The sequence below is a fragment of the Rothia sp. HMSC076D04 genome, from assembly GCF_001814645.1.
In the GTDB taxonomy this organism is placed as follows: domain Bacteria; phylum Actinomycetota; class Actinomycetes; order Actinomycetales; family Micrococcaceae; genus Rothia; species Rothia mucilaginosa.
Window position 1 is genome coordinate 387,036 of record NZ_KV817369.1, and the last position, 22,195, is coordinate 409,230.

Below are 22,195 nucleotides of genomic sequence, written 5' to 3' on the forward strand. Positions count from 1 at the left end.
CTTCAGCTGGTTAGTCTTCCGGTTTCTAACCAGCCCCCCTATTCACACTTCACACCGATACGAGGAATGTATTTCCATGACTTCCGTTATTTTGAACCGCCGCACACTGTTGAGCGGCGGTACCCTTCTGGGTCTTGGTGCCCTGCTTGCGGCATGCGGCCAGCAGGCGGCTAATGAGGCGAGCGCCTCGGCAGCACCGAGCGAGACCGCCTCCGCCACGCCGAGCGAAATGACTTCCGCTTCAGCTTCTACGGCGGCTTCCGATGCCTCTTCTGCATCAGCTACTCCGAGCCCGGTCATTACCCGCGGCTACTCCGGCGGCTCAAAGGCACCTGACGGGGAGTACCGCGGAGCTGACCCTAACGGTCCGGCACAAAACGTTCCGAAACCTGCATCACCTGAGGACGGATACCGAGAAAAATCCAATGAAGGTCTACGCAAAACACTCAACGCGTGGATTGAATGGAACAACTACGGCGCCCAAACCGGAGATTACAGCCAAGCACGCAAATTCGTTGATAGCAGCTTTACCGAACTACTAGACTCCTACGAAGGTCTTGAAGCCCTCTACAAGCGAGGCGGCTGGATTATCGCGGGACTTGATCACTACATTGCTGACGGGAACCCCTGGATCGAGGGGGAGACTTACTTCTGGAAGGCGTACCGGGAGTGGGGTTACGTTATGTACATTGAACCTAACGGTGATTGGAAGTCTTACGAGAATGACAGAAAGGATGACGACACGTGGAAGTTCTCGTTCAAGTACACCTCTGAGGGCTGGAAGATTATCGATTTTGAACAAGTAGATGACTAAATAGGAAATATAAAGCACTTATTAGTATCGCAAGAATTCTTATTCTTGCTTCGAGAATTTCTCTATCTTCCGCTTTCTAATCAGCATCCCCCATTCACACCACACCGATAGAAGGAATCTACTTCCATGACTTCCGTTTTTCTTACTCGTCGAGCGTTGTTGAACGGCGGCGCACTCATGGGTCTCAGTACCCTTCTTGGAGCCTGCAGTCAGCAGGCTAATAACGAGGCGGCAGCCACCGCCTCCGCAGCGCCGAGCGAAACGGCTTCGGCGTCTGTAGCGGTGTCGGAGTCGCCTTCGGCAAGCGCTACCCCGTCTACTGTCCGAGGCTACTCGGGCGGATCAAAAGCACCCGATGGCGAGTACCGCCCTGCTGATAAATACGGTCCAGCACAGAATGTACCGAAACCCAATGCTCCGGAAGACGGCTACAACGAAAAGTCTCTAGAGGGCATGCGTAAGACGATGGATGCCTGGATTTTGTGGGGTAATTACGGTACTCAAACTGGCGATTACTCGATGGCTTTCAAGTTCATGTCCCCTACTTTTGAAGACGAACGTAAGGCCTATACAGGCGTCGAGGAACTTTACAAAAGCGGCGGATGGGTCATTGGCGGTATAAACCATTATCTTGCTGACGGTAACCCCTGGTCAGAAGACGGTGAAACCTATTTCTGGAAGGCGTACCGCGAATGGGATTACGAGACTTATGTTGAATCTGACGGTAGCTGGCGCAAATGGAGTAATGACGATAAAACCGATGACACCTTTAGATTTGAGCTGAAGCACAACGGGCAGAAATGGGAAATCATGAATTATGAGCCCGTTGATGACTAGTCCCTCCAGCCGATCCTAAAAGTCCGCACCCCGCAGATATCCCGCATCCCACAGACACCCAGCAGACATTCCGCAGACACGCAGAAGCCACATGTATTTCAAGAAGCCACCAAAAAAGTGGCTTTTCGAAACACATGTGGCTTCTCGGCGTTAATTAGACCGTTATTTAGACCGTCTGCTAGACCCTAGTTGCCGAAGCCCTGCAGGGTTGCTGCCCAGGCGCGGCGCGCCTCCAGAGCTTCCTTAGCCTTGGCGATCTTCTTGGAGTCGCCGCCCTTTTCAGCTGCTGCGAGCTCTGCTTCCAGTTCGGCGAGGGAGTCCTCGATCTGTGCGAGCAGGGAGTTCGCGCGTGCCGCCTTGGCGGGGTCGTTGCGCTTCCACTTTGCCTCTTCGGCGCCGTTGATTTCGTCCTGAATACGGCGCAGTTCGCCGTCGACGCGGCGCAGGTCGTTGCGGGGCACGCGGCCTGCCGCATCCCAGCGGTCCAGGATCTTCTCGAAGGATGCCTTTGCTGCCTCGATGTCTTCGACGGGCAGGAGTGCGCGTGCTTCTTCGAGCAGTGCTTCCTTGACCTTGAGGTTTTCGGCGTAGACTGCGTCCTGCGCTGCTTCGGCTTCGTTGCGGGCGTTGAAGAACACGTCCTGTGCCGCGCGGAAGCGTGCCCACAGCTTGTCGTCTTCGCGACGGTGGCCGCGGGGTACCTGCTTCCAGGCGCGCATCAGGTCGCCGTATACGCGGGAAGTCTCAGACCAGTCAGTCGAGGTGGACAGCTCTTCCGCACGTGCAATCAGCTCTTCCTTGGCGCGCTTGATGCGTGCGTTGCGGTCGTCGAGCTGAGAGAAGTGTGCGCGGCGGTTGCGGTCGAAGGTGGTGCGGGCTGCGCGGAAACGCTTCCACAGCTCGTCCTCTACGCTCTTTGCCAGGTGAATTTCGCGCTGTGCCTTCTTCCACGCTTCGAACAGTTCGTTCATGCGGGAGTGGGAGTTCTTCCAGTGGATCTGGTCGGGGTCCTGGCCGGCGATCTGCTCGGCTTCCGCGACGATTTCTTCGCGGACGGCGAGGGCGCGTTCACGGTTTTCGGTGCGTGCCTGCTGCTGCTTTTCGCCGAGTTCAGCGATCTGCTCTGCGAGGGAGATGAGGCGCTTCTGCAGGCCGGAGTAGTCGCCGACCATGTTGCGCACACCGATCTGTGCACCGATGGAGGTGATGCCCTTCTGCAGGTCTGCGGCGGGGGCGTTGTTGGCGAGGCGGGATTCGAGCAGGGCAACCTGCGCCTCGACGTTTTCAAACTTGCGGGCGAAGTAGCTGAGCGCTTCTTCTTCGGAGGCGCCGGGCAGCTGGCCTACGGCGTATTCTTCGCCGTCGACAATGACGAAGACGTGGCCGTCCTCGGAGACGCGGCCGTACTGGCGTGCCTTTTCGAGGTTTACAGTGTCGTCGGGTTTGGTAGTCACCGCTATAACTCTTTCACTCGGGGGTGCTGGGGGTGGGGCGCCTTTGCGCTGTTCCCCGTGGTGGGCACCCGTTTGGGTGTGCGTGTGCACCTCCTAAGCATAGCCTCTGTGGGGTGTGTGTGAGTAGTGTCTGGTCGTGTTGTGTTGTGGGCGAACCTGCCGGCTGCGGGTTTGTGTTGGGTGAGCTGGGGGAGTGGGTGCTGTGCTGGGGTGGGTGTTGGTATGATGGGTAGATATGCCCGGCGTGTTCCGGGGTTTTGTTGTCGAGTTCTTTGTCAAGGAGTATCGCGTATGGCTCGCAAGGCTTCGCTGTCTGGTTTTCCCGAGTATCTTCCGGCTGAGCGGTTGGTTGAGAATCATGTTCTGGACACTTTGCGTGAGACTTTTGAGTTGCACGGTTTCTCCCCGATTGAGACTCGTTCGGTAGAGACTATTGAGCAGCTACTGCGCAAGGGTGAGATTGACAAGGAAGTTTACGCAATTTCTCGTCTGCAGGAGGACGAGGCTGCGAAGGCTAAGGAAAAGCTGGCTCTGCACTTTGACCTGACCGTGCCGTTTGCCCGTTACGTGGTGGAGAACGCCGGTTACCTGAATTTCCCGTTCTCGCGTTACCAGATTCAGAAGGTGTGGCGTGGTGAGCGTCCGCAGGAGGGGCGTGCCCGCGAGTTCACTCAGGCTGATATTGACGTGGTTGGCGATGGCGAGCTGCCGTTCCGTTACGACGTGACCTTGGCGCTGGTTGTTGTTGATGCGCTGTCGAAGCTGCCGATTCCTGAGTTCAAGCTGCGTGTGAATAACCGCAAGCTGGCTGAGGGTTTCTACCTGGGCTTGGGTTTGACTGATACTGCGGCTGTTCTGCGTTCTATTGACAAGCTGGAGAAGATCGGTGCTGAGCGTGTGGCTGAGGAGTTGCAGGCTGAGGCTGGTGCGAGCGCGGATGCTGCCGCTGCCGCTCTGGAGCTGGCGCAGATCCGCACTGAGGATGCTTCTTTTGTGGAGCAGGTGCGTGCGCTTGCGGCTAAGTATTCGGTGGAGCATGAGCTGCTGGATCAGGGTCTTGCTGAGCTGGCTGAGGTCATTGAGGAGGCGTCCCGCCGTGCGCCGGGTAAGGTGCTGGCTGACCTGTCGATTGCTCGCGGTCTGGACTACTACACCGGCACCGTGTATGAGACTGTTCTGGTTGGTCACGAGTCGCTGGGTTCGATTTGCTCGGGTGGCCGTTATGAGTCGTTGGCGTCGAACGGTAAGAAGACGTACCCGGGTGTTGGCCTGTCTATTGGTGTGACTCGTGTGGTGGCTCGTATTCTGTCGCAGGGTTTTGCGCAGGCGAGCCGTAAGGTGCCTTCGGCTGTGTTTGTTGCCCTGACGAATGATGAGGGCTGGTCCGCTGCGAATGATGTTGCGGATGCGCTGCGTGCCCGCGGTATTGCCTGCGAGGTGTCTGCGAATGCGGCGAAGTTCGGTAAGCAGATTAAGTACGCTGAGAAGCGCGGCATTCCGTTCGTGTGGTTCATTTCTTCGGATGAGTCGGGTGCCCCGGTTCACGAGGTGAAGGATATCCGCTCGGGTGAGCAGGTTGCTGCTGATCCGGCTTCGTGGATGCCGCCGGCTGAGGATCTGCACGTTCAGATTGTGCGTGCTGAGGGCCTGTAAACATTAGGGGCCTGTCATCGTAGGGCCTGTAATGCCTACGGTGTTTGGCCGCGGTAATATCTGGCTACTGTAATAATTTGGTTACTGTAGCCTGCATATGGATGTGTACCCGCCTGGTGGGGAGGATATTGGCCTCCCTGCCGGGCGGGTCTTTTGTGTGAGCCCAGATTTTCGATAGGTTAGTGTCTTCTCGATAGGCTAGTGTCTTCGCCGTGGGTCTTTAACCCGGGGTGAAGACACTAACCTATCGACTGAGGCGTTTCCTCGCTTTATCTCAAGAGTAGTTTCCGCAGGTGGGTGATGACTTCCCGTTCTTTCTGAAAGATGTCTGCCCACGTGAGGTGCACGACCGTCCAGCCGGCGCGGGCTAGGGCACGGTCGCGGGCGGCTTCGTAGCGGTCCCTGCCGGGGTGGTCCACGTATTTCTGTTCGCCGTCGAACTCGAGAATGACCCGCGCCTCGGGCCAGGCGAAGTCTACCCGGTAGTTACGACCCTCGCACGAAATCGGGTACTGCGATACGGGGGAGGGTAGCCTGTGCTCCATGAGTAGGCACCGGGTGAGGCTTTCACCAGCCGACTCGCTGGATGCATCCACCGCCTGCGCCAGGAAAGGCCCTGCAGAACCGCCGTACCCGGTGAGGTTTAGTAGAGTCTCGATAACTTCGTGGGGCTCCATCAGTCCCCGCCGCATGATGGAGTCAGCAAGGACCACCGCCTCCCGAAAGGGCATGCTGCGCGTGCAATCCTGCAGCGTGCGAGCCACCGTCGTAACCATGATGGATGTGCCCGGCAACCTGGTGACTTCCTCGGGGCCAGTGGCGCTGTAATGCCGGGTGATTCTTCCCCTGTCAGAGGTGCTATGACTACAGCTATACACGCTTATCATTTGGGGAACAGAGAGTACATCAAGTCCCCATAGCGCCGCGGCTGATGTGTGGGAGAAGATCCCTTGAAGACCCATCATCTGAGCAGCGATGCACCGTACCGTGAGCCGCTCTTCGGGGGTGAGCGCTTGGGCATCGCGGGTGTAAATATAGGCTCCTCGCTGGATACGTTGCAGAGACCCTTCCGCCACTAGCTTGCGAATGCGTTTCGGACCGATTCCTCGCAGGTTGAGCATCTGGGAGTTCAGCACGAATGGGTGTAGTTCTGCGGCGCGGGTAATTTCTGGTGTAGTCGGTAGTACGTTTGGGACGCGTTGCCACGGAATAGTTACGGTGTTCATAGACTTTATCCTGGCAGGCTGTGTGAGGTTGTGGGGCTTGTTCGTGAAATCTGTGGATAACTTCGCGGATTCTACCGAAAAAGTGTTTGTCCACAGGCATGCGGAGTGGATTCCCCGGTAATACTTCGATAGGTTAGCGGCTTTTCGATAGGTTAATGCCTTCACCCCGGGTTAAAGACCCACGGCGAAGACACTAACCTATCGACCGCAGACACCCACGAACCGGCCGCCCTACCCGCATCCCGCCTCCGCACCCCATTTTCTGGCGCCTGACTTGCCCAGACTTGCCCCGACCCGCCATCGACCTGCCCGGAGGGGATACAATATATGAGGCGCACGCAGTGTGCGCATATCATCAACCGCGTGTACCCGGCTACTGTCTATAGTCGTGAGGTGCCCGCTATGAAAGGAATGTCTGTGCTTCGCACTCACACCAACGGCGAGCTGACCGCCGCAAATATTGGAGAGACTGTTACCCTGACCGGTTGGGTGGCTCGCCGCCGCGACCACGGTGGTGTCGCTTTCGTTGACCTGCGTGACCGTGAGGGTGTCACCCAGTGTGTTTTCCACAATGAGGCTGATTTTGAGCACCTGCGCAATGAGTACGTGCTGCGTGTGACCGGTCTGGTGACTAAGCGCCCGGAGGGTAACGAGAACCCGAACCTGGCGACTGGCGAGATTGAGGTTGAGGTGTCCGCCGTTGAGGTGCTGAACACTGCCGCTCCGCTGCCTTTCCAGATTGACGAGCACGTTGAGGTGGGTGAGGAGGCGCGCCTGCGCTACCGCTACCTGGATCTTCGCCGCCCGGAGCCGGCTCGCATCATGCGCCTGCGTTCGGACGCGAACCGTGCGGCACGCAACCTGCTGGCTGAGGACGGCTACATTGAGGTTGAGACCCCGACCCTGACCCGTTCCACCCCTGAGGGTGCGCGTGACTTCCTGGTGCCGGCTCGTCTGGCTCCGGGTTCTTGGTATGCTCTGCCGCAGTCCCCGCAGCTGTTCAAGCAGCTGCTGCAGGTGGGCGGTATTGAGAAGTACTACCAGATTGCTCGCTGCTACCGTGACGAGGATTTCCGTGCGGACCGTCAGCCTGAGTTCACTCAGCTGGACATTGAGGCGTCGTTTGTTGATCAGGAAGACATCATTGAGCTGGGCGAGCGCATCGTTGAGGCTGTGTGGAACCTGATTGATGTGAAGGTTCCCCGCCCGATTCAGCGCATGACCTACAAGGATGCGATGGAGAAGTACGGTTCGGACAAGCCTGACCTGCGTTTTGGCCTGGAGCTGACCGAGCTGACCGAGTACTTCAAGGACACCACTTTCCGCGTGTTCAAGGCTCCTTACGTGGGTGCTGTTGTGATGCCCGGTGGTGCTTCTCAGCCTCGCCGTACTCTGGACGCTTGGCAGGAGTGGGCTAAGCAGCGTGGCGCTAAGGGCCTGGCTTACGTCCTCATTCAGGAGGATGGCGAGCTGACCGGTCCGGTTGCTAAGAACATCACTGACGCTGAGCGTGCTGGCCTGGCTGAGGCTACCGGCGCGAAGCCCGGCGACTGCATCTTCTTCGCTGCTGGCGAGGCTAAGGCTTCCCGTGCACTGCTGGGTGCTGCTCGTGTTGAGATTGGTCACCGTACCGGCCTGATTAAGGACGGCGAGTGGTCTTTCGTGTGGGTTGTTGACGCTCCCATGTTTGAGTCTTCTGCTGAGGCTACTGAGTCCGGTGACGTGGCTCTGGGTCACTCCGCATGGACTGCCGTGCACCACGCGTTCACCTCCCCGAAGCCCGAGTTCATGGATACTTTCGACACTGACCCGGGTTCGGCTCTGGCGTACGCTTACGACATTGTCTGCAACGGTAACGAGATTGGTGGCGGTTCAATCCGTATTCACCGCCGTGACGTGCAGGAACGCGTGTTCGCTGTGATGGGCATTGGTGAGGAAGAGGCTCAGGAGAAGTTCGGCTTCCTGCTGGATGCGTTCAAGTACGGCGCACCGCCCATGGGTGGTATTGCATTCGGTTGGGACCGTATTGTGTCTCTGCTGGCTGGCGTTGATTCGATTCGCGAGGTTATTGCGTTCCCGAAGACCGGTAATGGTTTCGATCCGCTGACTGCGGCTCCTGCACCGATTACTCCGGAGCAGCGTAAGGAAGCTGGCGTTGATTTCAAGCCGAAGAAGAAGGACGAGGAGTAATTCTCTAGTCTTTGGTCGTGCGCCCCGTAGGGGGTGTGGGCCTGTGCGGCGTGGACCCGGCGGGCGTTGAGTTGTGCCGGGGTCGCCGTTGAGGGTGGGCTGTGTATTCTGCTGGTGCAGGGTCGCAGCCCACCTTTTGTATCAACTGGCGTGCGTGCCGATTTGTGTACTAACCAAAGGGAGGGGAGCATGCGTATTCTGATTGCCGGCCCGAGCTGTAGCGGTAAGACGACGTTCGCGGCGCGGTTGGGGCGCCTCCTGGACATTCCGCATACGGAGATGGACTCGTTGCATTGGGGTCCGAACTGGACTCCGCGCCCTAGTTTTGAGGCGGATGTTCAGACACTCATTGAGCGGCCTGCGTGGATTACGGAGTGGCAGTATCCGCAGGTGCGCGGCCGCCTGCTGGAGCGTGCGGATGTGGTGATTTACTTGCGCTATAGCCGTGCGGTGGTCATGTGGCGTGTGGTTCGCCGGACGGTGCGCCGTGCGGTGACGGGTCAGAGGCTGTGGGCTGATAATGTGGAGCCGCCGCTGAAGAATATTCTGCGCGACCCGGACAACATGATTCGGTACACGTGGAGGAGCTACCCGCACGTCGGGGAGTTGCTGGCGGAGACTCGCGGGCAGCATCTACAGAAGCGTTTTATTGAGTTTCGTACCCCGCGGGCGGCGAACCAGTTTTTGCGTGCCGTGCAGCTGCGCGGCGTGCTCTGAGGCGGCTCCCCTAAACCAGCCGCCGAGAGCGGTGTCGAAAGAGATGTATGAGCCCGGTGAACGCCGGCTCCATGATGAAAGGTGAACGATGCGAGTAGTTATTCAGCGCGTGACCCGCGCGGCGGTGCGCGTGGCGGGTGAAACGCTCGGCGCGATTGAGCAGCCCGGCTACCTGGTGCTGGTCGGTATCACGCACGGTGACGGTGCGGCACAGATTGCGAAGCTTGCCGATAAGACCGCGAACCTGCGCCTGCTGGAGGGGGAGAAGTCCCTACTCGATGAGGGCGCACCCGTGTTGGCGGTCAGCCAGTTCACCCTGTACGGGGATGCGAAGAAGGGCCGCCGCCCCTCCTGGTCTGCCGCTGCGCCCGGCGCGGTGAGTGAGCCGCTGTTCAACGACTATGTTCAGGCGCTGCGTGAGCGTGGCCTGCACGTGGAGACCGGCGTGTTCGGTGCGGACATGCAGGTGGAGCTGGTCAATGACGGCCCGGTGACCCTGATTCTCGATAGTGAGACCCTCTAGGCCGGCGCTAACCCGTGTGGTGTCACGCCGCGAGCTAAATCCGCAGCTGTATACCCACACCCCGTACCCGCCTCCAGATTGTGAAACGATAGAGTAAGACTATGGCTGATTCCCTCTTTGATCTTGAGTTGCCCGATGACGGGGACCGCGTGAGCCTGATTGGTGCGCCCGCTGAGGAGCCCTCCTCGCGTGCCTCTGCCTCGCGTACGTATTCTGCGCGTTCGGCGTCTCGTGCGCCGTTGGCGGTGCGTATGCGTCCGCGCACGATTGATGAGGTCCTCGGCCAGGAGCACCTGCTGACTCCGGGTGCGCCTTTGCGCGTGTTGGCGGGGGAGAACGCTGGCCCGGCTGGCCCGTCCTCGGTGATTTTGTACGGCCCTCCGGGTACGGGTAAGACCACTCTGGCGCATGTGATTGCGCGCGCGCCGGGTCGTAAGTTCGTGGAGCTTTCGGCGATTACCGCGGGCGTGAAGGATGTGCGCGCGGTCATGGATCAGGCGTTGCTCGACCGCGACATGTACGGTACGACCACCGTGCTGTTCCTGGACGAGATTCACCGTTTTACGAAGGCTCAGCAGGATGCGCTCCTGCCCGGCGTGGAGAACCGCTGGGTGATTCTGGTGGCGGCTACGACGGAGAACCCGTCGTTCAGCATTATCTCGCCGCTGCTCTCGCGCTCGCTACTGTTGCGGGTTCATTCGCTGGAGCAGTCCGATATTGAGCGTCTGATTGACCGTGCCTTGGCTGATCCGCGCGGTTTTGACGGTGCGGCGGTCATTGATGAGGATGCGCGTGCCCACCTCGCGGCGGTTTCTGGAGGCGACGCTCGCCGCTCCCTGACCTCGCTGGAGGCGGCGGCTGCGATTGCGTTTAGCGAGGCCGAACAGGCTTCGGCAGAATCTGCCCGCTCCGCCGAGGATTTGGCAGATTTGGCAGACCCGGCGGGGGAGTCGGGGGAGAAGTCTACGAAACCTGCCGCGCCCGTGCGCATCACCCTGGCGCATGCTACGGAGGCGGTGGACCGCGCCGCGATCCGCTACGACCGTTCGGGTGATCAGCATTATGACGTGGTGAGTGCGTTCATTAAGTCCATGCGCGGCTCTGACGCGGACGCCGCGGTGCACTACCTGGCGCGCATGCTGGAGGGCGGCGAGGATCCGCGTTTTGTGGCGCGTCGCATCATGATTTTGGCGAGTGAGGATATTGGTCTGGCTGATCCGCAGGCGTTGCAGGTGGCGACGGCTGCGGCGCAGTCGGTGGCGCTGGTGGGCATGCCGGAGGCGCGTATTATCCTCTCGCAGGCGGTGATTTATTGTGCGCTCGCGCCGAAGTCGAACGCGGCGTATAACGCGATTAACCGCGCGATTGCGGATGTGCGTGCGGGCGCTTCGGGTCAGGTTCCGGTGCATTTGCGTGATGGTCATTATGCGGGGGCTAAGCAGTTTGGTCACGGTGTGGGGTATGTGTATGCGCATGATGAGCCGGGGCATGTGGCGGCGCAGCAGTACCTGCCGGATACTCTGCGCGGTACGGTTTACTATGAGCCGACTCAGCATGGTTTTGAGCGTACGTTGACGGAGCGTCGTGAGCGTATTCGCCGTATTTTGGATGCGGCTCCGGTGCAGGATACGGCCCGTTAGCTTACGTGGCTCCCATCGAGCCGTCTACTACTTTGAGCGCTGACTACCGGGGGGAGTGGTGCGCCTCGGTAGGAAAGCAACCGTATAGAGCAAGCAGCCGTATAGGGCTGAGTGCAAACAGAAAGCGGTGCGTAGTACCTCGGTAGTACTGCGCACCGCATCAGAGTTTTGAGTTGTGATAGACGTCTTGACTATCGGCCTTCCCGGAAGGGCGGACGCCAAGCTTGTTATGGTTTCTAGTCTAGGCGATATGGGGGTCTGATTCAAGCTATTCCCATAAAGACACAGGTTAAAAATAACGAAATGATTACAATCCAACATCTTAGCGCCGCAATTTTTCGGGGAAGTCGCACCTAAATAGCTCTGACGGGCATAAATAATTCCTGTGGGGTCGTGTGGGTAAGTGTCGAAAACCCACACGCACAGTGATTTGAACCAAAGATTTCCCAAAAGGCTGGTAAAGCTCGGGTGCATCCGGTAAGCTTGACGGGTCTGGCAATTACTATGCCCGCGTCCGTGCGGGTGTCAGTAATGTAGCTGCGGGGTACTCTGCCCCGAGCTCTCCGCCCCACCGCCGTACAGCAACGACCGAATCGGTCGCGTACGGATCCCGGCGGGGTCAACCGAGGAGGCCAGTATTCAACAGACCGAGGCCCCGCCCGTGAGGGTGCAGGAGCCTCACATATGAAAGGTAGATTGTGGCTAAGCACAACCGCACCCGCCGTACCGTGCGTCAGTCCCGTGCCCTGGGCATTGCACTGACCCCGAAGGCAGAAAAGTACCTCGAGCGTCGTCCTTACGGCCCCGGCCAGCACGGCCGTGCCCGCAAGAAGGCTGACTCCAACTACGCTACCCAGCTGAAGGAAAAGCAGCGTCTGCGCGCTCAGTACAACATCCGCGAGGCACAGATGCGCCGCGCATACCTCGAGGCAAAGCGTACCGAGGGCCAGACCGGTAAGAACATGGTCGAGCTGCTCGAGACCCGCCTCGACGCTCTGGTTCTGCGTGCAGGCTTCGCCCGCACCATTGCACAGGCACGTCAGATGGTTGTTCACCGTCACATCATGGTTGACGGCGTTCGCGTGGACCGCCCCTCGTTCCACGTCAAGCCCGGCCAGCTGATCCACGTTCACCCCAAGGCTGAGAAGACCACCCCCTTCCAGGCTGCGGCTGCAGGTGAGAACCAGGCAGTTCTGCCCGAGGTTCCCGCATACCTGAACGTTGAGATCGAGAAGCTGCACGCAAAGCTTGAGCGCAAGCCCAAGCGCGAAGAGATCCCCGTGATCTGCGACGAGCAGCTGGTCGTTGAGTACTACTCGCGTCTGGCATAATCTCGATTTTTCGAGAAGCAACCCGTCCTGCACCGTTCGGTGGGGGCGGGTTGTTCCCGTTTAACGCGTGGGTTTTTGGGGCTTATACACTACAGGGCTGTGGCGCTGCTGAACCTGTGAATCTTCCGTCGCTGGGAGTTTCATGAGAGTTTAGGGGGCGCTTGAAGGATTTTTCGACTAAAATAGGGGATTGAGCTGTGTATATAGTCCTGAACTGTATGCACGATCCGGCTGCGCGCCACGGTGGCGTCCAGCCTTGTACGACTATTGATAAGCATCATGCATTGAGCGGAATGGGGTTATAGATGACCGGCGGAGATATTGCGGGCCTGATTGCAGCAGGAGTTTTTGCGATTCTGGTGGCTCTGCTTGCGCTACCCATTATTCGCCTGACCAAGGTGTTTGATGAGCTTATCGTGACGATTCGTTCGCTCAACCAGAGCACCGGCCCTCTCATTGAAGAGGTGACCCGTACTGTGGTGACCACCAATGAGCAGCTGGAGAAGGTTGACGACATCACCTCGAACGTTTCGGATGCGTCCGCGAACGTTTCTGCGCTGTCCTCGCTGGTGACTTCGACTGTGGGTCAGCCGCTGATTAAGGTTGCGTCCTTCTCGTACGGTGTGCGTCAGGCGTTCCGCGGCGGTAAGTCCGGCGATGCACACGGCACCGCTGGCAACACCGGCAACACCCACGCTGGCGGCCAGTACGGTTCGGCACAGTCCTCTTACTCTGCAGGCGGTGAAAACTAATGGGTCTGCTTCGTTCAGCTCTTCTGCTCGGCGCCGGCGCGGCGGTTGGTTACTTCGCTTCCAGGCGTGCCACCTCCGAACCTGCTCAGCGTACCCCCGGCAGCGCCCTGCTCATGCGTGAGCACGGTGAGCTTGCCCTCAACCCGGAGTCTCAGATGGGAAAGTTCTTCGATTCGCCGATTGGCAAGCCCCTGCAGCCGTATGCGTTGCGTGCTGTTGAGTTCGCCGCCCGCGTGCGTGAAGGCATGCAGGAGAAGGAGATGGAGCTCAACGCTAAGGTGGAACGCCAGAAGCAGGATCTGCGTCCTGGCTCCCTGGATACGTGGGACCGCCAGATGAGCTCGGCTGAGATTGAGTCCACGAACCGCCGCCTGGCTGAGCGTGAACTCATTGAGGTGGAGGCTGAGATCGCCTCCTTGGAAGAGGCTCAGAAGCGAGCGCGTGAGCAGCGTATTGCGCGTGACCGTCAGCTAGGCGACGGCTTCTTCAACTAGGTTTTTAAAGGTGGTGCTTTTGTCCGTTAACCACGGTACGAGGGTGGCTCGATTAGCCATTTTGCTCTCGGGCAGGCACCATAGGTCAGTAGACTAATTTAGAATTTCGCACAGATTACTCTAAGGAACGAGATGCTCTCACAGGAGATTTCTAAGCGTTGGATCGATTTCTTCGCTTCCCGCGGCCATACTGTGGTGCCTTCGGCATCGCTGATTTCGAACGAGCCCGGCGCTATGTTCACCATCGCCGGTATGGTGCCGTTCATTCCCTACTTCCTGGGCCGTGAGACCCCTCCGTTCTCCCGCGCGACCAGCGTGCAGAAGTGCATCCGCACCTTGGACATTGAAGAGGTCGGTAAGACTGCGCGTCACGGTACCTTCTTCCAGATGGCTGGTAACTTCTCGTTTGGTGATTACTTCAAGGAGCAGGCTATTCCGTTTGCTTACGAGCTGCTGACCACCCCTCAGGATAAGGGCGGTTTCGGCCTGGATCCGGAGCGCCTGTGGGTCACCATTTATGAGGGTGACGATGAGGCTTTCGACATTTGGCACAACAAGGTGGGCTTCCCGGCTGAGCGTATTCAGCGTATGGGCATGAAGGAAAACTACTGGTCCACCGGTCAGCCCGGCCCCGCAGGCCCCGACTCGGAGATCTTCTACGACCGTGGCCCCGCGTATGGTAAGGAAGGCGGCCCGGCGGCTGACGACGACCGTTACATTGAGATTTGGAACCTCGTGTTCATGCAGTACCAGCGTGGCGAGGGCATCGGTAAGGATGACTTCGAGATTCTGGGTGACCTGCCGAAGAAGAACATCGATACCGGTCTGGGCGTTGAGCGTCTTGCCATGCTGCTGCAGGGTGTTGAGAACTTCTACGAGACCGACCAGGTTCGCCCCGTTCTGGATGCTGCTTCTAAGCTGTCCGGTAAGAAGTACCACGGCTCTGAGTCCGCTGAGGACGAGGGCTACGAGGACGACGTGCGTATGCGCGTGGTTGCGGACCACATCCGCTCTTCGCTGATGCTGATTGCTGATGGCGTGACCCCCTCGAACGAGGGTCGCGGCTACATTCTGCGCCGTCTGATGCGCCGTGCGATTCGTGCGATGCGTCTGCTGGGCGTTACTGAGCCCTGCCTGCCCGTGCTGTTCCCGGCTTCGCGTGATGCGATGAAGGGTGCGTTCCCGTACGTTGCTGACGACTTCGAGCGTATTTCCCGCATTGCGTACGCTGAGGAGAAGGCGTTCCTGCACACCATTGAGACCGGTACTGAGCGTCTGGAAGAGGCAGTTGCTGCCGCTAAGAAGGACGGCTCTAACGCTGTTTCTGGTGCTGAGGCGTTTGCTCTGCACGACACCTACGGCTTCCCGATTGACCTGACCCTGGAGATGGCTGCTGAGGCTGGCGTGAAGGTGGATGAGAAGTCCTTCCGTGAGCTGATGGCTGAGCAGCGTCACCGTGCACAGGCTGACGCTAAGGCGAAGAAGGGCGCGTTCGCTGACCTGTCCGAGCTGCGTAAGCTCGTGGACGAGCGTGGCTCCATCTTCACTGGCTACACCGAGCTGCGTACTGAGACTAAGTTGCGTGCAATCCTGGTGGACGGCGTTTCCGTGCCCGCCGCTAAGGCTGGCGACAAGATTGAGGTTGTTCTGGACGAGACCCCGTTCTACGCGGAGGCTGGTGGCCAGGCAGCTGATACCGGTGTTATTACCGGCAACGGCTTCATCATTGACGTTCAGGACGTTCAGCAGCCCGTGAAGGGTCTGAGCGTTCACCGCGCCGTTGTGCGTGAGGGTGAGGTTCACACCGGTGCCGATGTTGTGGCACAGGTTGATGTTCAGCGCCGCCGCGACGGTGAGAAGGCACACTCCGGTACCCACATCATTCACGCTGCCCTGCACCAGGTGCTCGGCAACGAGGCTACTCAGCGTGGCTCTTTCAACAAGGAAGGCTACCTGCGCTTCGACTTCGCGTGGAGCGAGGGCCTGTCCGAGTCCGCTAAGCGTGAGGTTGAAGAGGTTGCTAACCTCGCGATCCGCGATAACCACGAGGTGATTACTCGTGAGATGCCGCTGGCTGAGGCTAAGGCTCTGGGCGCTATGAGCCTCTTCGGCGAGAAGTACGGCGACGTGGTGCGTGTTGTTGAAATCGGCGGCGAGTTCTCCCGCGAGCTGTGCGGTGGTACCCACGTTGGTTCGTCCGCTGAGATTGGCTCCCTGACCCTGCTGACCGAGGGTTCTGTTGGCTCCGGTAACCGCCGTGTTGAGGCTCTGGTGGGTCTGGACTCCTTCAACCACCTGGCTGCTGAGCGTACCCTGGTGAACCAGCTGACCGGCCTGATGAAGGTTCAGTCTTCCGCTGATCTGCCGGAGAAGATTAACCAGACTCTGGCTAAGCTGAAGGCGGCTGAGAAGGAACTGGCTCAGCTGCGCCGCGAGAAGCTGCAGGCTGAGGCTGGCAAGCTGCTGGAGAACGCACAGACCATCGGTTCTGTTCGCGTTCTGGCGCATGACGCTGGTGAACTGGACGCTAACGGTGTTCGTGACCTGGCTCTGGATCTGCGTTCGCGCTTCGGCTCCGAGGCTGCTGTTGTCGCCGTGGTGGGTGTGGCTAATGGCCGCCCCGTCGTCCTGGTGGCAACCAACGAGGGTGCTCGTGAGGCTGGCGTGAAGGCTGGCGCTCTGGTCCGCGTCGCTGCCGGTGTTCTCGGCGGCGGTGGCGGCGGTAAGGACGACGTCGCTCAGGGTGGTGGCCAGGACGCATCCAAGATTGGTGCTGCACTGGACGCTGTCCGCGACGCTATCGCACAGGCTCAGGCCTAAACATGGCAGAATTCCAGCGCGGAGTGCGGATGGGTGTCGATGTGGGTAACGCCCGCGTCGGCACCGCCCTCAGCGACCCCGACGGTATTCTCGCCACCCCGCTCAAGACGCTGCGCCGCGACGCGAAGAAGAACTCTGACCGCCGTGTTTTGCGCAAGCTGATTGAGGTGAACGAGGTGGTGGAGGTTTTCGTCGGGCTTCCGAAGACCATGCGTGGTGGGGATTCTCCCTCCACGGAGATGGCTCGGGAGTACGCTCAGGCTCTGCGCTCCGAGCTGGATGCCGAAGAGAAAACACACATTAACATTTGGCTGGTGGATGAGCGACTCACCACCGTGAGCGCTCACCGTGCACTGCACGAGGCTGGGGTTTCCAGCCGAGATTTCAAGACTATGGTTGACCAGGTGGCGGCTGTGAACATTTTGCAGTACAGCCTGGATGCCCTCAAGGCGGGGCAGTCCGTAGCCGGGTACAAGGTGAGCGATCCGGCCCACGAAGAAAACCGACCGTCCGAGTCAGAAGGGACCGCGGTTGGTGCCGTCAACGAAACGGAGAACCTTCAGTGACCGAACAGAATAAACATCCCGAAGAGAGCGGGCTCGACCTCTTTAGGCCCACGGCTGAGGACGAACGTAAGGGTATTACCGGCATTACGATGGAACAGGAAATCGTGTCGGTGGCTACGTTGCGTGCGCGTAAGCGCCGCCGCCGCGCCGTTTTGCTGAGCGCAATTTCCCTGTTTGTCGTGGCTCTAGTCATCATTTCTGGTGCCCTGATTACTCGCTACGACCCGTTCAAGAATCGTGACTACTCGGGTGGCGGTAACGGCACGACCGTGACCTTCACGATTCGTTCCGGCCAGTCCACCGCGCAGGTGGCGCAGGAGCTTGAGGCGGCGGGCATCATTGCTGATGCTGATAAGTTCGTTGAGGTGTACACCAAGGAGAGCAAGGGCAAGTACCTGCAGCCTGGCACCTACGAACTGCAGCAGCACATGAGCAGCTCGAGCGCGATTACGACCATTATCGAGGCGAACAGCAACGTACTGTACCTGGCGATTCCGCAGGGTAAGCGCGTGAGCGAGACCATCGATCTGATTGTTTCTGGCTCCGATGGCGCGTTCACCCGCAAGCAGGTTGAGGACGCGGTCAGCAACTACACCCAGTACGGTGTGCCGAGCAACTTCCCCTCGATTGAGGGTTGGCTGCACCCGGGTGAGTACCGCTTCCCGAAGGACACCGACATCAAGAAGGTCATTCAGACCATGGTTGATAAGACCAAGGCTGACCTGAAGGAAGCCGGCGTGAGCGGCGACCAGAAGACCTTCGAGGTTCTGACCATCGCCTCCATCGTGGAGCTTGAGGCTCAGCCGAAGGACTACGTGGCGGTTGCAGGTATCATTGAGAACCGCCTGAACAACCCCGATGGTGAGACCTCGGGTCTGATTCAGTCGGATGCGACCGTGACCTACGGTCTGGGCGTCCGCTCGTACCACCTGACTGAAGAGCAGAAGGCAGATAAGAGCAATAAGTACAACACTTATGCGAATAAGGGTCTTCCGAAGGGTCCGATTGGTTCCCCGCAGCTGGCTTCGATTAAGGCTGCTGCGGCTCCTGAGAAGAACCCGTACTACTACTGGGTGACTGTGGACCTGGACTCCGGTGAGACTAAGTACTCCCGCACTTACGCTGAGCACCAGCGTTACGTTGAAGAGTACAACCAGTGGTGTTCTAAGCACCCGAACCGCTGTAGCTAAGTTGTAGCTCATTGGTTTAGCTGGTAGCTACGATTTGGTAGCTTCGGCGTGAAGGTTCCTTGCTGAGGCGGGTACCGCCTCCACGAGAGTGGAGAGGTACCCGCCTTTGCTATACCCGAATATTGGTTTGTCCCTTAAAATGGGTTAGAGTGCGCCCATGAACGCGGGTTCGTGGCGTGCGTGTCCGCAAGCCCGCAAGCCCCGAGCGTTGAGTGTTGAGAGCGTTCCCCAGCGTTGAGAGCGAGAGAGTATCGATGAAGACTGAACCGTACCGTGAGGCCCCGTATCTTCGCCGCGCCTACGTGCTGGGGCACCCTATTGCGCATTCCTTGTCGCCTGCGCTGCATCGTGCCGCGTATGACTTTTTGGGTGAGCAGAATTTGAGTTATGATCGCCGCGATACTCTGCCCGATGATTTGCCCGCGATTATGCACGGTGTACGCCACCCGAAGGGTACGGAGGACGCCCCGTATATTGCGGGTCTGTCGGTGACGATGCCGTTGAAGACCGCCGTCATTAAGTATTGCGATGAGCTGAGTGAGACTGCCCGCGTGACCGGTGCGGTGAATACGGTGTATCCGCGAGGTGAGAAGGTGCTGGGCGATAACACGGATGTGATCGGCATTGTGAACGCGCTGCGCCACACCGGTTTGGAGCCGGAGCCGCTCAAGGATTCTGCCGCGATTGTGGGTGGGGGAGCGACCGCTATTTCCGCCCTGACCGCTCTGCATCAGCTGGGGTATTCCCGTGTGAGCGTGTACGCCCGTTCGCTGCATAAGCTCGGTAGCGTGCAGGAGGCGGCGGACCGCCTGGGCGTTCAGCTGGAGCAGGTTTCCCTGGCTGAGCTGCCGCAGAATCTTGCGGAGCGCGGTCATCACCCGGTGGTGTCTACTCTTCCTGCCCATGCGGCGGACGAGTGGGCGAGCCAGCTGAGCGGGCTGAAGGGCGCCTCCGCAACGCACCGGCCGGTACTGCTCGATGTTGCGTATAACCCGTGGCCTTCGGTGCTGGCGAGCGCCTGGGAGGCGAACGGCGGCACGGTGGTTTCTGGCCTGGAGATGCTGCTGTATCAGGCGGTGGAGCAGGTTCTGCTGTTTACCGGCCGTGAACTGCAGCCCGCCGAACTGCTGGGTCTAATCAATGCGATGTGCGCGGCGGTTGATCTTGCGCCTCGTGCTTCCGTTTCGTGAAAAAAGCGTGCTTTCACTCGCTCAGTAAACGGGCATTTTATACACTATTTATACACGTGAAGAATTATTATTCCTTCCTCCTGCGCTGCGGTGCGGGTGCGATGAAAAGAGGTTAACCTATGGCCCTGCGTTGGCTCACTGCCGGAGAATCCCACGGCGAGGCGCTCGTCGGCATTATTGAGGGCGTACCCGCCGGTGTGGAACTCACCAGCGACATGGTGCGTGACGCCCTGGCTCGTCGCCGCCTCGGCTACGGCCGCGGTGCCCGCATGAAGTTTGAGGAGGACCGCGTGCGCATCCTGGGCGGTGTGCGTCACGGCCTGACTCAGGGCGGCCCGGTCGCGATTGAGATTGCGAACACCGAGTGGCCCAAGTGGACTGACGTGATGAGCTCCGACCCTGTGGATCCGAAGCTGATTGAGGGTCGTGCGCGTAATGCTGCGCTGACCCGTCCGCGCCCCGGTCACGCCGATTTTGCGGGTATGCAGAAGTACAACTTCTCTGAGGCTCGCCCGGTGCTGGAGCGCGCCTCCGCGCGTGAGACTGCGACTCGCGTGGCTCTTGGCGTGGTTGCCGCCCAGATTTTGAAGGCTCTGGGTGTTGAGCTGGTTTCTCACACCGTGGCTGTGGGTGGCGTGCACGCTCCCGAGGGCGCCCCGGTGCCTTCGCCCCGCAACGTTGACCAGCTGGACGCTGATCCGCTGCGCTGCTTCGACAAGGCAACCTCCGACGCGATGGTTCAGCGCGTGGACGAGGCGCACAAGGACGGCGAGACTCTCGGCGGCGTGGTTGAGGTGCTCGCGTACGGTATGCCTCCCGGACTGGGTTCGTACGTGCACTGGGACCGCCGCCTGGACGCGCGCCTTGCCGCAGCGCTGATGGGTATTCAGGCCATTAAGGGCGTTGAGGTTGGCGACGGTTTCGCGACCGCTGACCGCCCGGGCACTGCCGCTCACGACGAGATTTCTATCGGTGAGCACGGCGTTACCCGCGATACCAACCGTGCCGGTGGTATTGAGGGCGGCATGAGCATTGGTGACCTGCTGCGTGTGCGCGCTGCAATGAAGCCCATTGCGACCGTGCCGAAGGCCCTGAAGACCATTGACACTTCCACCGGTGAAGAGGCTCGCGCCCACCACCAGCGTTCGGACGTGTGTGCTGTTCCCGCCGCCGGCGTGGTGGCGGAGGCTATGGTCGCCCTGGTGCTCGCTGAGGCTGCACTGGAGAAGTTTGGCGGCGACTCGATTGGTGAGACTCGCCGCAACATGGATTCCTACCTGGACGCTATTCCGGCGTCTCTGGCGTGGGAGTCTAACGTGGCTGGTTGGGACGCGTAGTGCCCCTTCCGGCGGAGTCTGAGGACCGCGGCGCGAAGGGTCGCGGTTCCGGGGAGGTTTCTGTGGAGCAGGGTGTTCGCCCGGTCGCTTCGAGCCCCCTTGCGCGTATTGCTGCGGCAACGCAGCGTGCGCGAGGGGGCGCTTCGCCGCGCCCGGAAACCGGCGCAGAATCCGGTGTATCTGAACCCGGTGTATCTGCTGCGGCTGAGCAGAGTGTTGAGGCTGCGGGTGCTGGGGCTGTTGAGGCTGCGGACGCCGGGGTTCGTGAGACTATTGCGCGTGAGGCTGCCGCCTCGGTTTCTTCCGCGTCAGTTTCTTCTGCGCGCCCGGCTTCTCGCGTGCCCACCCCCGCTGACCTGATGCGTTCTGGCGCCCGTCCCCTGCCCGCCGCCGCTACGGCGAGCACGCAGGGTGTGCGCCTGTACGCCTCCTCGGTGTCTGAGGACGCCGACCCGGCGCTCGGCCTGGATGAGGACCTGCGCCTGAAGCTGCTCAGCGCCCTGCAGGGTATGGGCACCGCCGAAGAGGAATCCCGCAAGGAACCCGCACAGGCGGATGCACCCAAGCTTGCACCTGCACATCCTGTAGTTGTGCCCGCGGCTGAACCCGCCAAGCCGGTCCGTCCGACTCCGGCGCTGTTCGGCAAGGTTCAGGTTGCCGCGCCCGCAGTACCCGCTGCGCCCCCCGCGGAAGAAGAGAACCAGGCAGGGGAGAAGCCCTTCGACGCTTCCGAACTGCCCGCAACCCCGGCTGAATCTGTGGCACCCCCAGAGCTCACCGTCCCTACAGAGCTCGCCATTCCTGCAGAGGTTCCTGTAGAGGTTCCTGTAGAGGCGCTCGCAGAAGACGAGTCCGCCTGCGGCGCTCGCATCCACCCGCAGCAGGTGCGTGAAATGCACGAGAACTTCGCGGAACGCTCCCGCCCGATCGTGCTCATCGGCCCCATGGCGGCAGGTAAGACCTACATTGGTACGCACCTGGCGCGTTTCTACGGCTACGAGTTCCTCGACGCCGACCAGCTCATCGTTGAACGCTACGGCGAAGTCTCCGAAATCTTCGAGATTTTTGGTGAGGCGCACTTCCGCGAGCTCGAACGCAAAACCATCGAAGAGGTCCTCACCTCGCCCGTGTACCGCAACACGGTGTTCTCCCTGGGCGGTGGCGCGCCCATGACCGACTCGGTCGCGGAGCTGCTCAAGGACGAATGCGTGGTGTACATCCTCGTTGATGCTGACACCGTCACCCCGCGCATTACCGGCAACAAGACCCGCCCGCTGCTGCAGCCGAACCCGGTCGAGCGCTGGACCGAAATTTTTGAGCGCCGCCGCAGCCGATACGAAGAGCTGGCGCACTTCACCCTGGACGCACGAGGCGGCCGCCCCATCACCGAGATGACCGCCGAAATCCAGGCGTACGTGACCGCAACCCGCACCTCCCGCGCGCAGCGCCCCCAAGCATAAC

General features: G+C 59.9%; 19 protein-coding genes and 1 pseudogene. 17 read left to right on the forward strand and 3 right to left on the reverse strand.

What is annotated here, in order from left to right:
* The first annotated feature begins 76 nt into the window (after window positions 1-76).
* Together HMPREF2980_RS05955 and HMPREF2980_RS05960 are read left to right on the forward strand one after the other, a co-directional pair.
* A complete protein-coding gene (locus HMPREF2980_RS05955; protein ID WP_049345492.1) occupies window positions 77-814 on the forward strand; it encodes a DUF6318 family protein in 738 nt (245 codons plus the stop codon).
* Between the two features lie 126 nt (window positions 815-940).
* Entirely contained in the window at window positions 941-1,651 is a 711-nt protein-coding gene (locus HMPREF2980_RS05960) for a DUF6318 family protein (RefSeq protein WP_049345490.1), read from the forward strand.
* A 185-nt stretch (window positions 1,652-1,836) separates the two neighbouring features.
* Here the strand turns inward: HMPREF2980_RS05960 and HMPREF2980_RS05965 are convergent, their stop codons facing one another.
* Window positions 1,837-3,105: a DUF349 domain-containing protein gene (locus HMPREF2980_RS05965; RefSeq protein WP_044150409.1), complete on the reverse strand. Its 1,269-nt coding sequence runs from the start codon at window positions 3,103-3,105 to the stop codon at window positions 1,837-1,839.
* A 291-nt stretch (window positions 3,106-3,396) separates the two neighbouring features.
* On the opposite strand from HMPREF2980_RS05965, the gene hisS reads away from it, so the two are divergent.
* Complete coding sequence (gene hisS, locus HMPREF2980_RS05970) at window positions 3,397-4,758, forward strand: histidine--tRNA ligase (RefSeq protein ID WP_049341928.1); 1,362 nt, start codon at window positions 3,397-3,399, stop codon at window positions 4,756-4,758.
* Window positions 4,759-5,027: 269 nt separating this feature from the next.
* On the opposite strand, the gene HMPREF2980_RS09625 is transcribed toward hisS, so the two are convergent.
* Window positions 5,028-5,435 carry a DUF559 domain-containing protein gene (locus HMPREF2980_RS09625; protein WP_246823685.1) on the reverse strand — a complete coding sequence of 136 codons (408 nt, stop codon included), beginning with the start codon at window positions 5,433-5,435 and terminating at the stop codon, window positions 5,028-5,030.
* Window positions 5,436-5,448: 13 nt separating this feature from the next.
* Here HMPREF2980_RS09625 and HMPREF2980_RS09630 point away from each other — a divergent pair, with 13 nt between their 5' ends.
* On the forward strand, window positions 5,449-5,586 hold the full coding sequence (locus HMPREF2980_RS09630) for a hypothetical protein (protein ID WP_246823687.1): 138 nt from the start codon (window positions 5,449-5,451) through the stop codon (window positions 5,584-5,586).
* Between the two features lie 212 nt (window positions 5,587-5,798).
* Here the strand turns inward: HMPREF2980_RS09630 and HMPREF2980_RS09735 are convergent.
* Window positions 5,799-5,984: pseudogene (locus HMPREF2980_RS09735) on the reverse strand (type IV toxin-antitoxin system AbiEi family antitoxin domain-containing protein); the annotation flags it as partial.
* Between the two features lie 417 nt (window positions 5,985-6,401).
* On the opposite strand from HMPREF2980_RS09735, the gene aspS reads away from it, so the two are divergent.
* From aspS to HMPREF2980_RS09330, 13 genes are all read left to right on the forward strand, one after another.
* Entirely contained in the window at window positions 6,402-8,174 is a 1,773-nt protein-coding gene (gene aspS, locus HMPREF2980_RS05980) for an aspartate--tRNA ligase (RefSeq protein WP_044150411.1), read from the forward strand.
* A 189-nt stretch (window positions 8,175-8,363) separates the two neighbouring features.
* The gene (locus tag HMPREF2980_RS05985) at window positions 8,364-8,891 is read left to right on the forward strand and encodes a P-loop NTPase family protein (RefSeq protein WP_070690783.1); all 528 of its coding nucleotides are present in this window, start codon (window positions 8,364-8,366) and stop codon (window positions 8,889-8,891) included.
* A gap of 88 nt (window positions 8,892-8,979) precedes the next feature.
* Window positions 8,980-9,414, forward strand: coding sequence for a D-aminoacyl-tRNA deacylase (dtd, locus tag HMPREF2980_RS05990; protein WP_070690786.1), 435 nt, complete (start codon window positions 8,980-8,982; stop codon window positions 9,412-9,414).
* A 101-nt stretch (window positions 9,415-9,515) separates the two neighbouring features.
* On the forward strand, window positions 9,516-11,054 hold the full coding sequence (locus HMPREF2980_RS05995) for a replication-associated recombination protein A (protein WP_070690788.1): 1,539 nt from the start codon (window positions 9,516-9,518) through the stop codon (window positions 11,052-11,054).
* Between the two features lie 698 nt (window positions 11,055-11,752).
* A complete protein-coding gene (rpsD, locus tag HMPREF2980_RS06000) occupies window positions 11,753-12,385 on the forward strand; it encodes a 30S ribosomal protein S4 (RefSeq protein ID WP_005508739.1) in 633 nt (210 codons plus the stop codon).
* Between the two features lie 305 nt (window positions 12,386-12,690).
* Window positions 12,691-13,137: a DUF948 domain-containing protein gene (locus HMPREF2980_RS06005; RefSeq protein WP_005505916.1), complete on the forward strand. Its 447-nt coding sequence runs from the start codon at window positions 12,691-12,693 to the stop codon at window positions 13,135-13,137.
* The gene (locus HMPREF2980_RS06010) at window positions 13,137-13,631 is read left to right on the forward strand and encodes a hypothetical protein (RefSeq protein WP_005505918.1); all 495 of its coding nucleotides are present in this window, start codon (window positions 13,137-13,139) and stop codon (window positions 13,629-13,631) included. The genes HMPREF2980_RS06005 and HMPREF2980_RS06010 overlap by 1 nt, the downstream gene beginning before the upstream one ends.
* 132 nt (window positions 13,632-13,763) lie before the next feature.
* Window positions 13,764-16,451, forward strand: coding sequence for an alanine--tRNA ligase (alaS, locus tag HMPREF2980_RS06015; protein WP_070690791.1), 2,688 nt, complete (start codon window positions 13,764-13,766; stop codon window positions 16,449-16,451).
* 2 nt (window positions 16,452-16,453) lie between these two features.
* Window positions 16,454-17,017 (forward strand): Holliday junction resolvase RuvX, encoded by a 564-nt coding sequence (gene ruvX, locus HMPREF2980_RS06020; protein ID WP_005505922.1) that lies wholly within the window; start codon window positions 16,454-16,456, stop codon window positions 17,015-17,017.
* Window positions 17,014-18,207: an endolytic transglycosylase MltG gene (mltG, locus tag HMPREF2980_RS06025; protein WP_070690794.1), complete on the forward strand. Its 1,194-nt coding sequence runs from the start codon at window positions 17,014-17,016 to the stop codon at window positions 18,205-18,207. Before ruvX ends, mltG begins: the two co-directional genes overlap by 4 nt.
* Before the next feature lie 254 nt (window positions 18,208-18,461).
* Complete coding sequence (locus HMPREF2980_RS06030) at window positions 18,462-19,397, forward strand: shikimate dehydrogenase (protein ID WP_070690796.1); 936 nt, start codon at window positions 18,462-18,464, stop codon at window positions 19,395-19,397.
* 119 nt (window positions 19,398-19,516) lie between these two features.
* The gene (aroC, locus tag HMPREF2980_RS06035) at window positions 19,517-20,734 is read left to right on the forward strand and encodes a chorismate synthase (RefSeq protein WP_005508730.1); all 1,218 of its coding nucleotides are present in this window, start codon (window positions 19,517-19,519) and stop codon (window positions 20,732-20,734) included.
* The gene (locus HMPREF2980_RS09330; RefSeq protein WP_083313510.1) at window positions 20,734-22,194 is read left to right on the forward strand and encodes a shikimate kinase; all 1,461 of its coding nucleotides are present in this window, start codon (window positions 20,734-20,736) and stop codon (window positions 22,192-22,194) included. Before aroC ends, HMPREF2980_RS09330 begins: the two co-directional genes overlap by 1 nt.
* Window position 22,195: the final 1 nt, after the last annotated feature.

Excerpts from the sequence above, each read along its gene's own strand:
- HMPREF2980_RS05955 (WP_049345492.1), top strand. The coding sequence starts at position 77 with ATGACTTCCGTTATTTTGAACCGCCGCACACTGTTGAGCGGCGGTACC.
- HMPREF2980_RS05960 (WP_049345490.1), top strand. The coding sequence starts at position 941 with ATGACTTCCGTTTTTCTTACTCGTCGAGCGTTGTTGAACGGCGGCGCA.
- hisS (WP_049341928.1), top strand. The coding sequence starts at position 3,397 with ATGGCTCGCAAGGCTTCGCTGTCTGGTTTTCCCGAGTATCTTCCGGCT.
- HMPREF2980_RS09625 (WP_246823685.1), bottom strand. The coding sequence starts at position 5,435 with ATGGAGCCCCACGAAGTTATCGAGACTCTACTAAACCTCACCGGGTAC.
- HMPREF2980_RS09630 (WP_246823687.1), top strand. The coding sequence starts at position 5,449 with ATGATGGAGTCAGCAAGGACCACCGCCTCCCGAAAGGGCATGCTGCGC.
- HMPREF2980_RS05985 (WP_070690783.1), top strand. The coding sequence starts at position 8,364 with ATGCGTATTCTGATTGCCGGCCCGAGCTGTAGCGGTAAGACGACGTTC.
- dtd (WP_070690786.1), top strand. The coding sequence starts at position 8,980 with ATGCGAGTAGTTATTCAGCGCGTGACCCGCGCGGCGGTGCGCGTGGCG.
- HMPREF2980_RS05995 (WP_070690788.1), top strand. The coding sequence starts at position 9,516 with ATGGCTGATTCCCTCTTTGATCTTGAGTTGCCCGATGACGGGGACCGC.
- HMPREF2980_RS06005 (WP_005505916.1), top strand. The coding sequence starts at position 12,691 with ATGACCGGCGGAGATATTGCGGGCCTGATTGCAGCAGGAGTTTTTGCG.
- HMPREF2980_RS06010 (WP_005505918.1), top strand. The coding sequence starts at position 13,137 with ATGGGTCTGCTTCGTTCAGCTCTTCTGCTCGGCGCCGGCGCGGCGGTT.
- alaS (WP_070690791.1), top strand. The coding sequence starts at position 13,764 with ATGCTCTCACAGGAGATTTCTAAGCGTTGGATCGATTTCTTCGCTTCC.
- ruvX (WP_005505922.1), top strand. The coding sequence starts at position 16,454 with ATGGCAGAATTCCAGCGCGGAGTGCGGATGGGTGTCGATGTGGGTAAC.
- HMPREF2980_RS06030 (WP_070690796.1), top strand. The coding sequence starts at position 18,462 with ATGAAGACTGAACCGTACCGTGAGGCCCCGTATCTTCGCCGCGCCTAC.
- aroC (WP_005508730.1), top strand. The coding sequence starts at position 19,517 with ATGGCCCTGCGTTGGCTCACTGCCGGAGAATCCCACGGCGAGGCGCTC.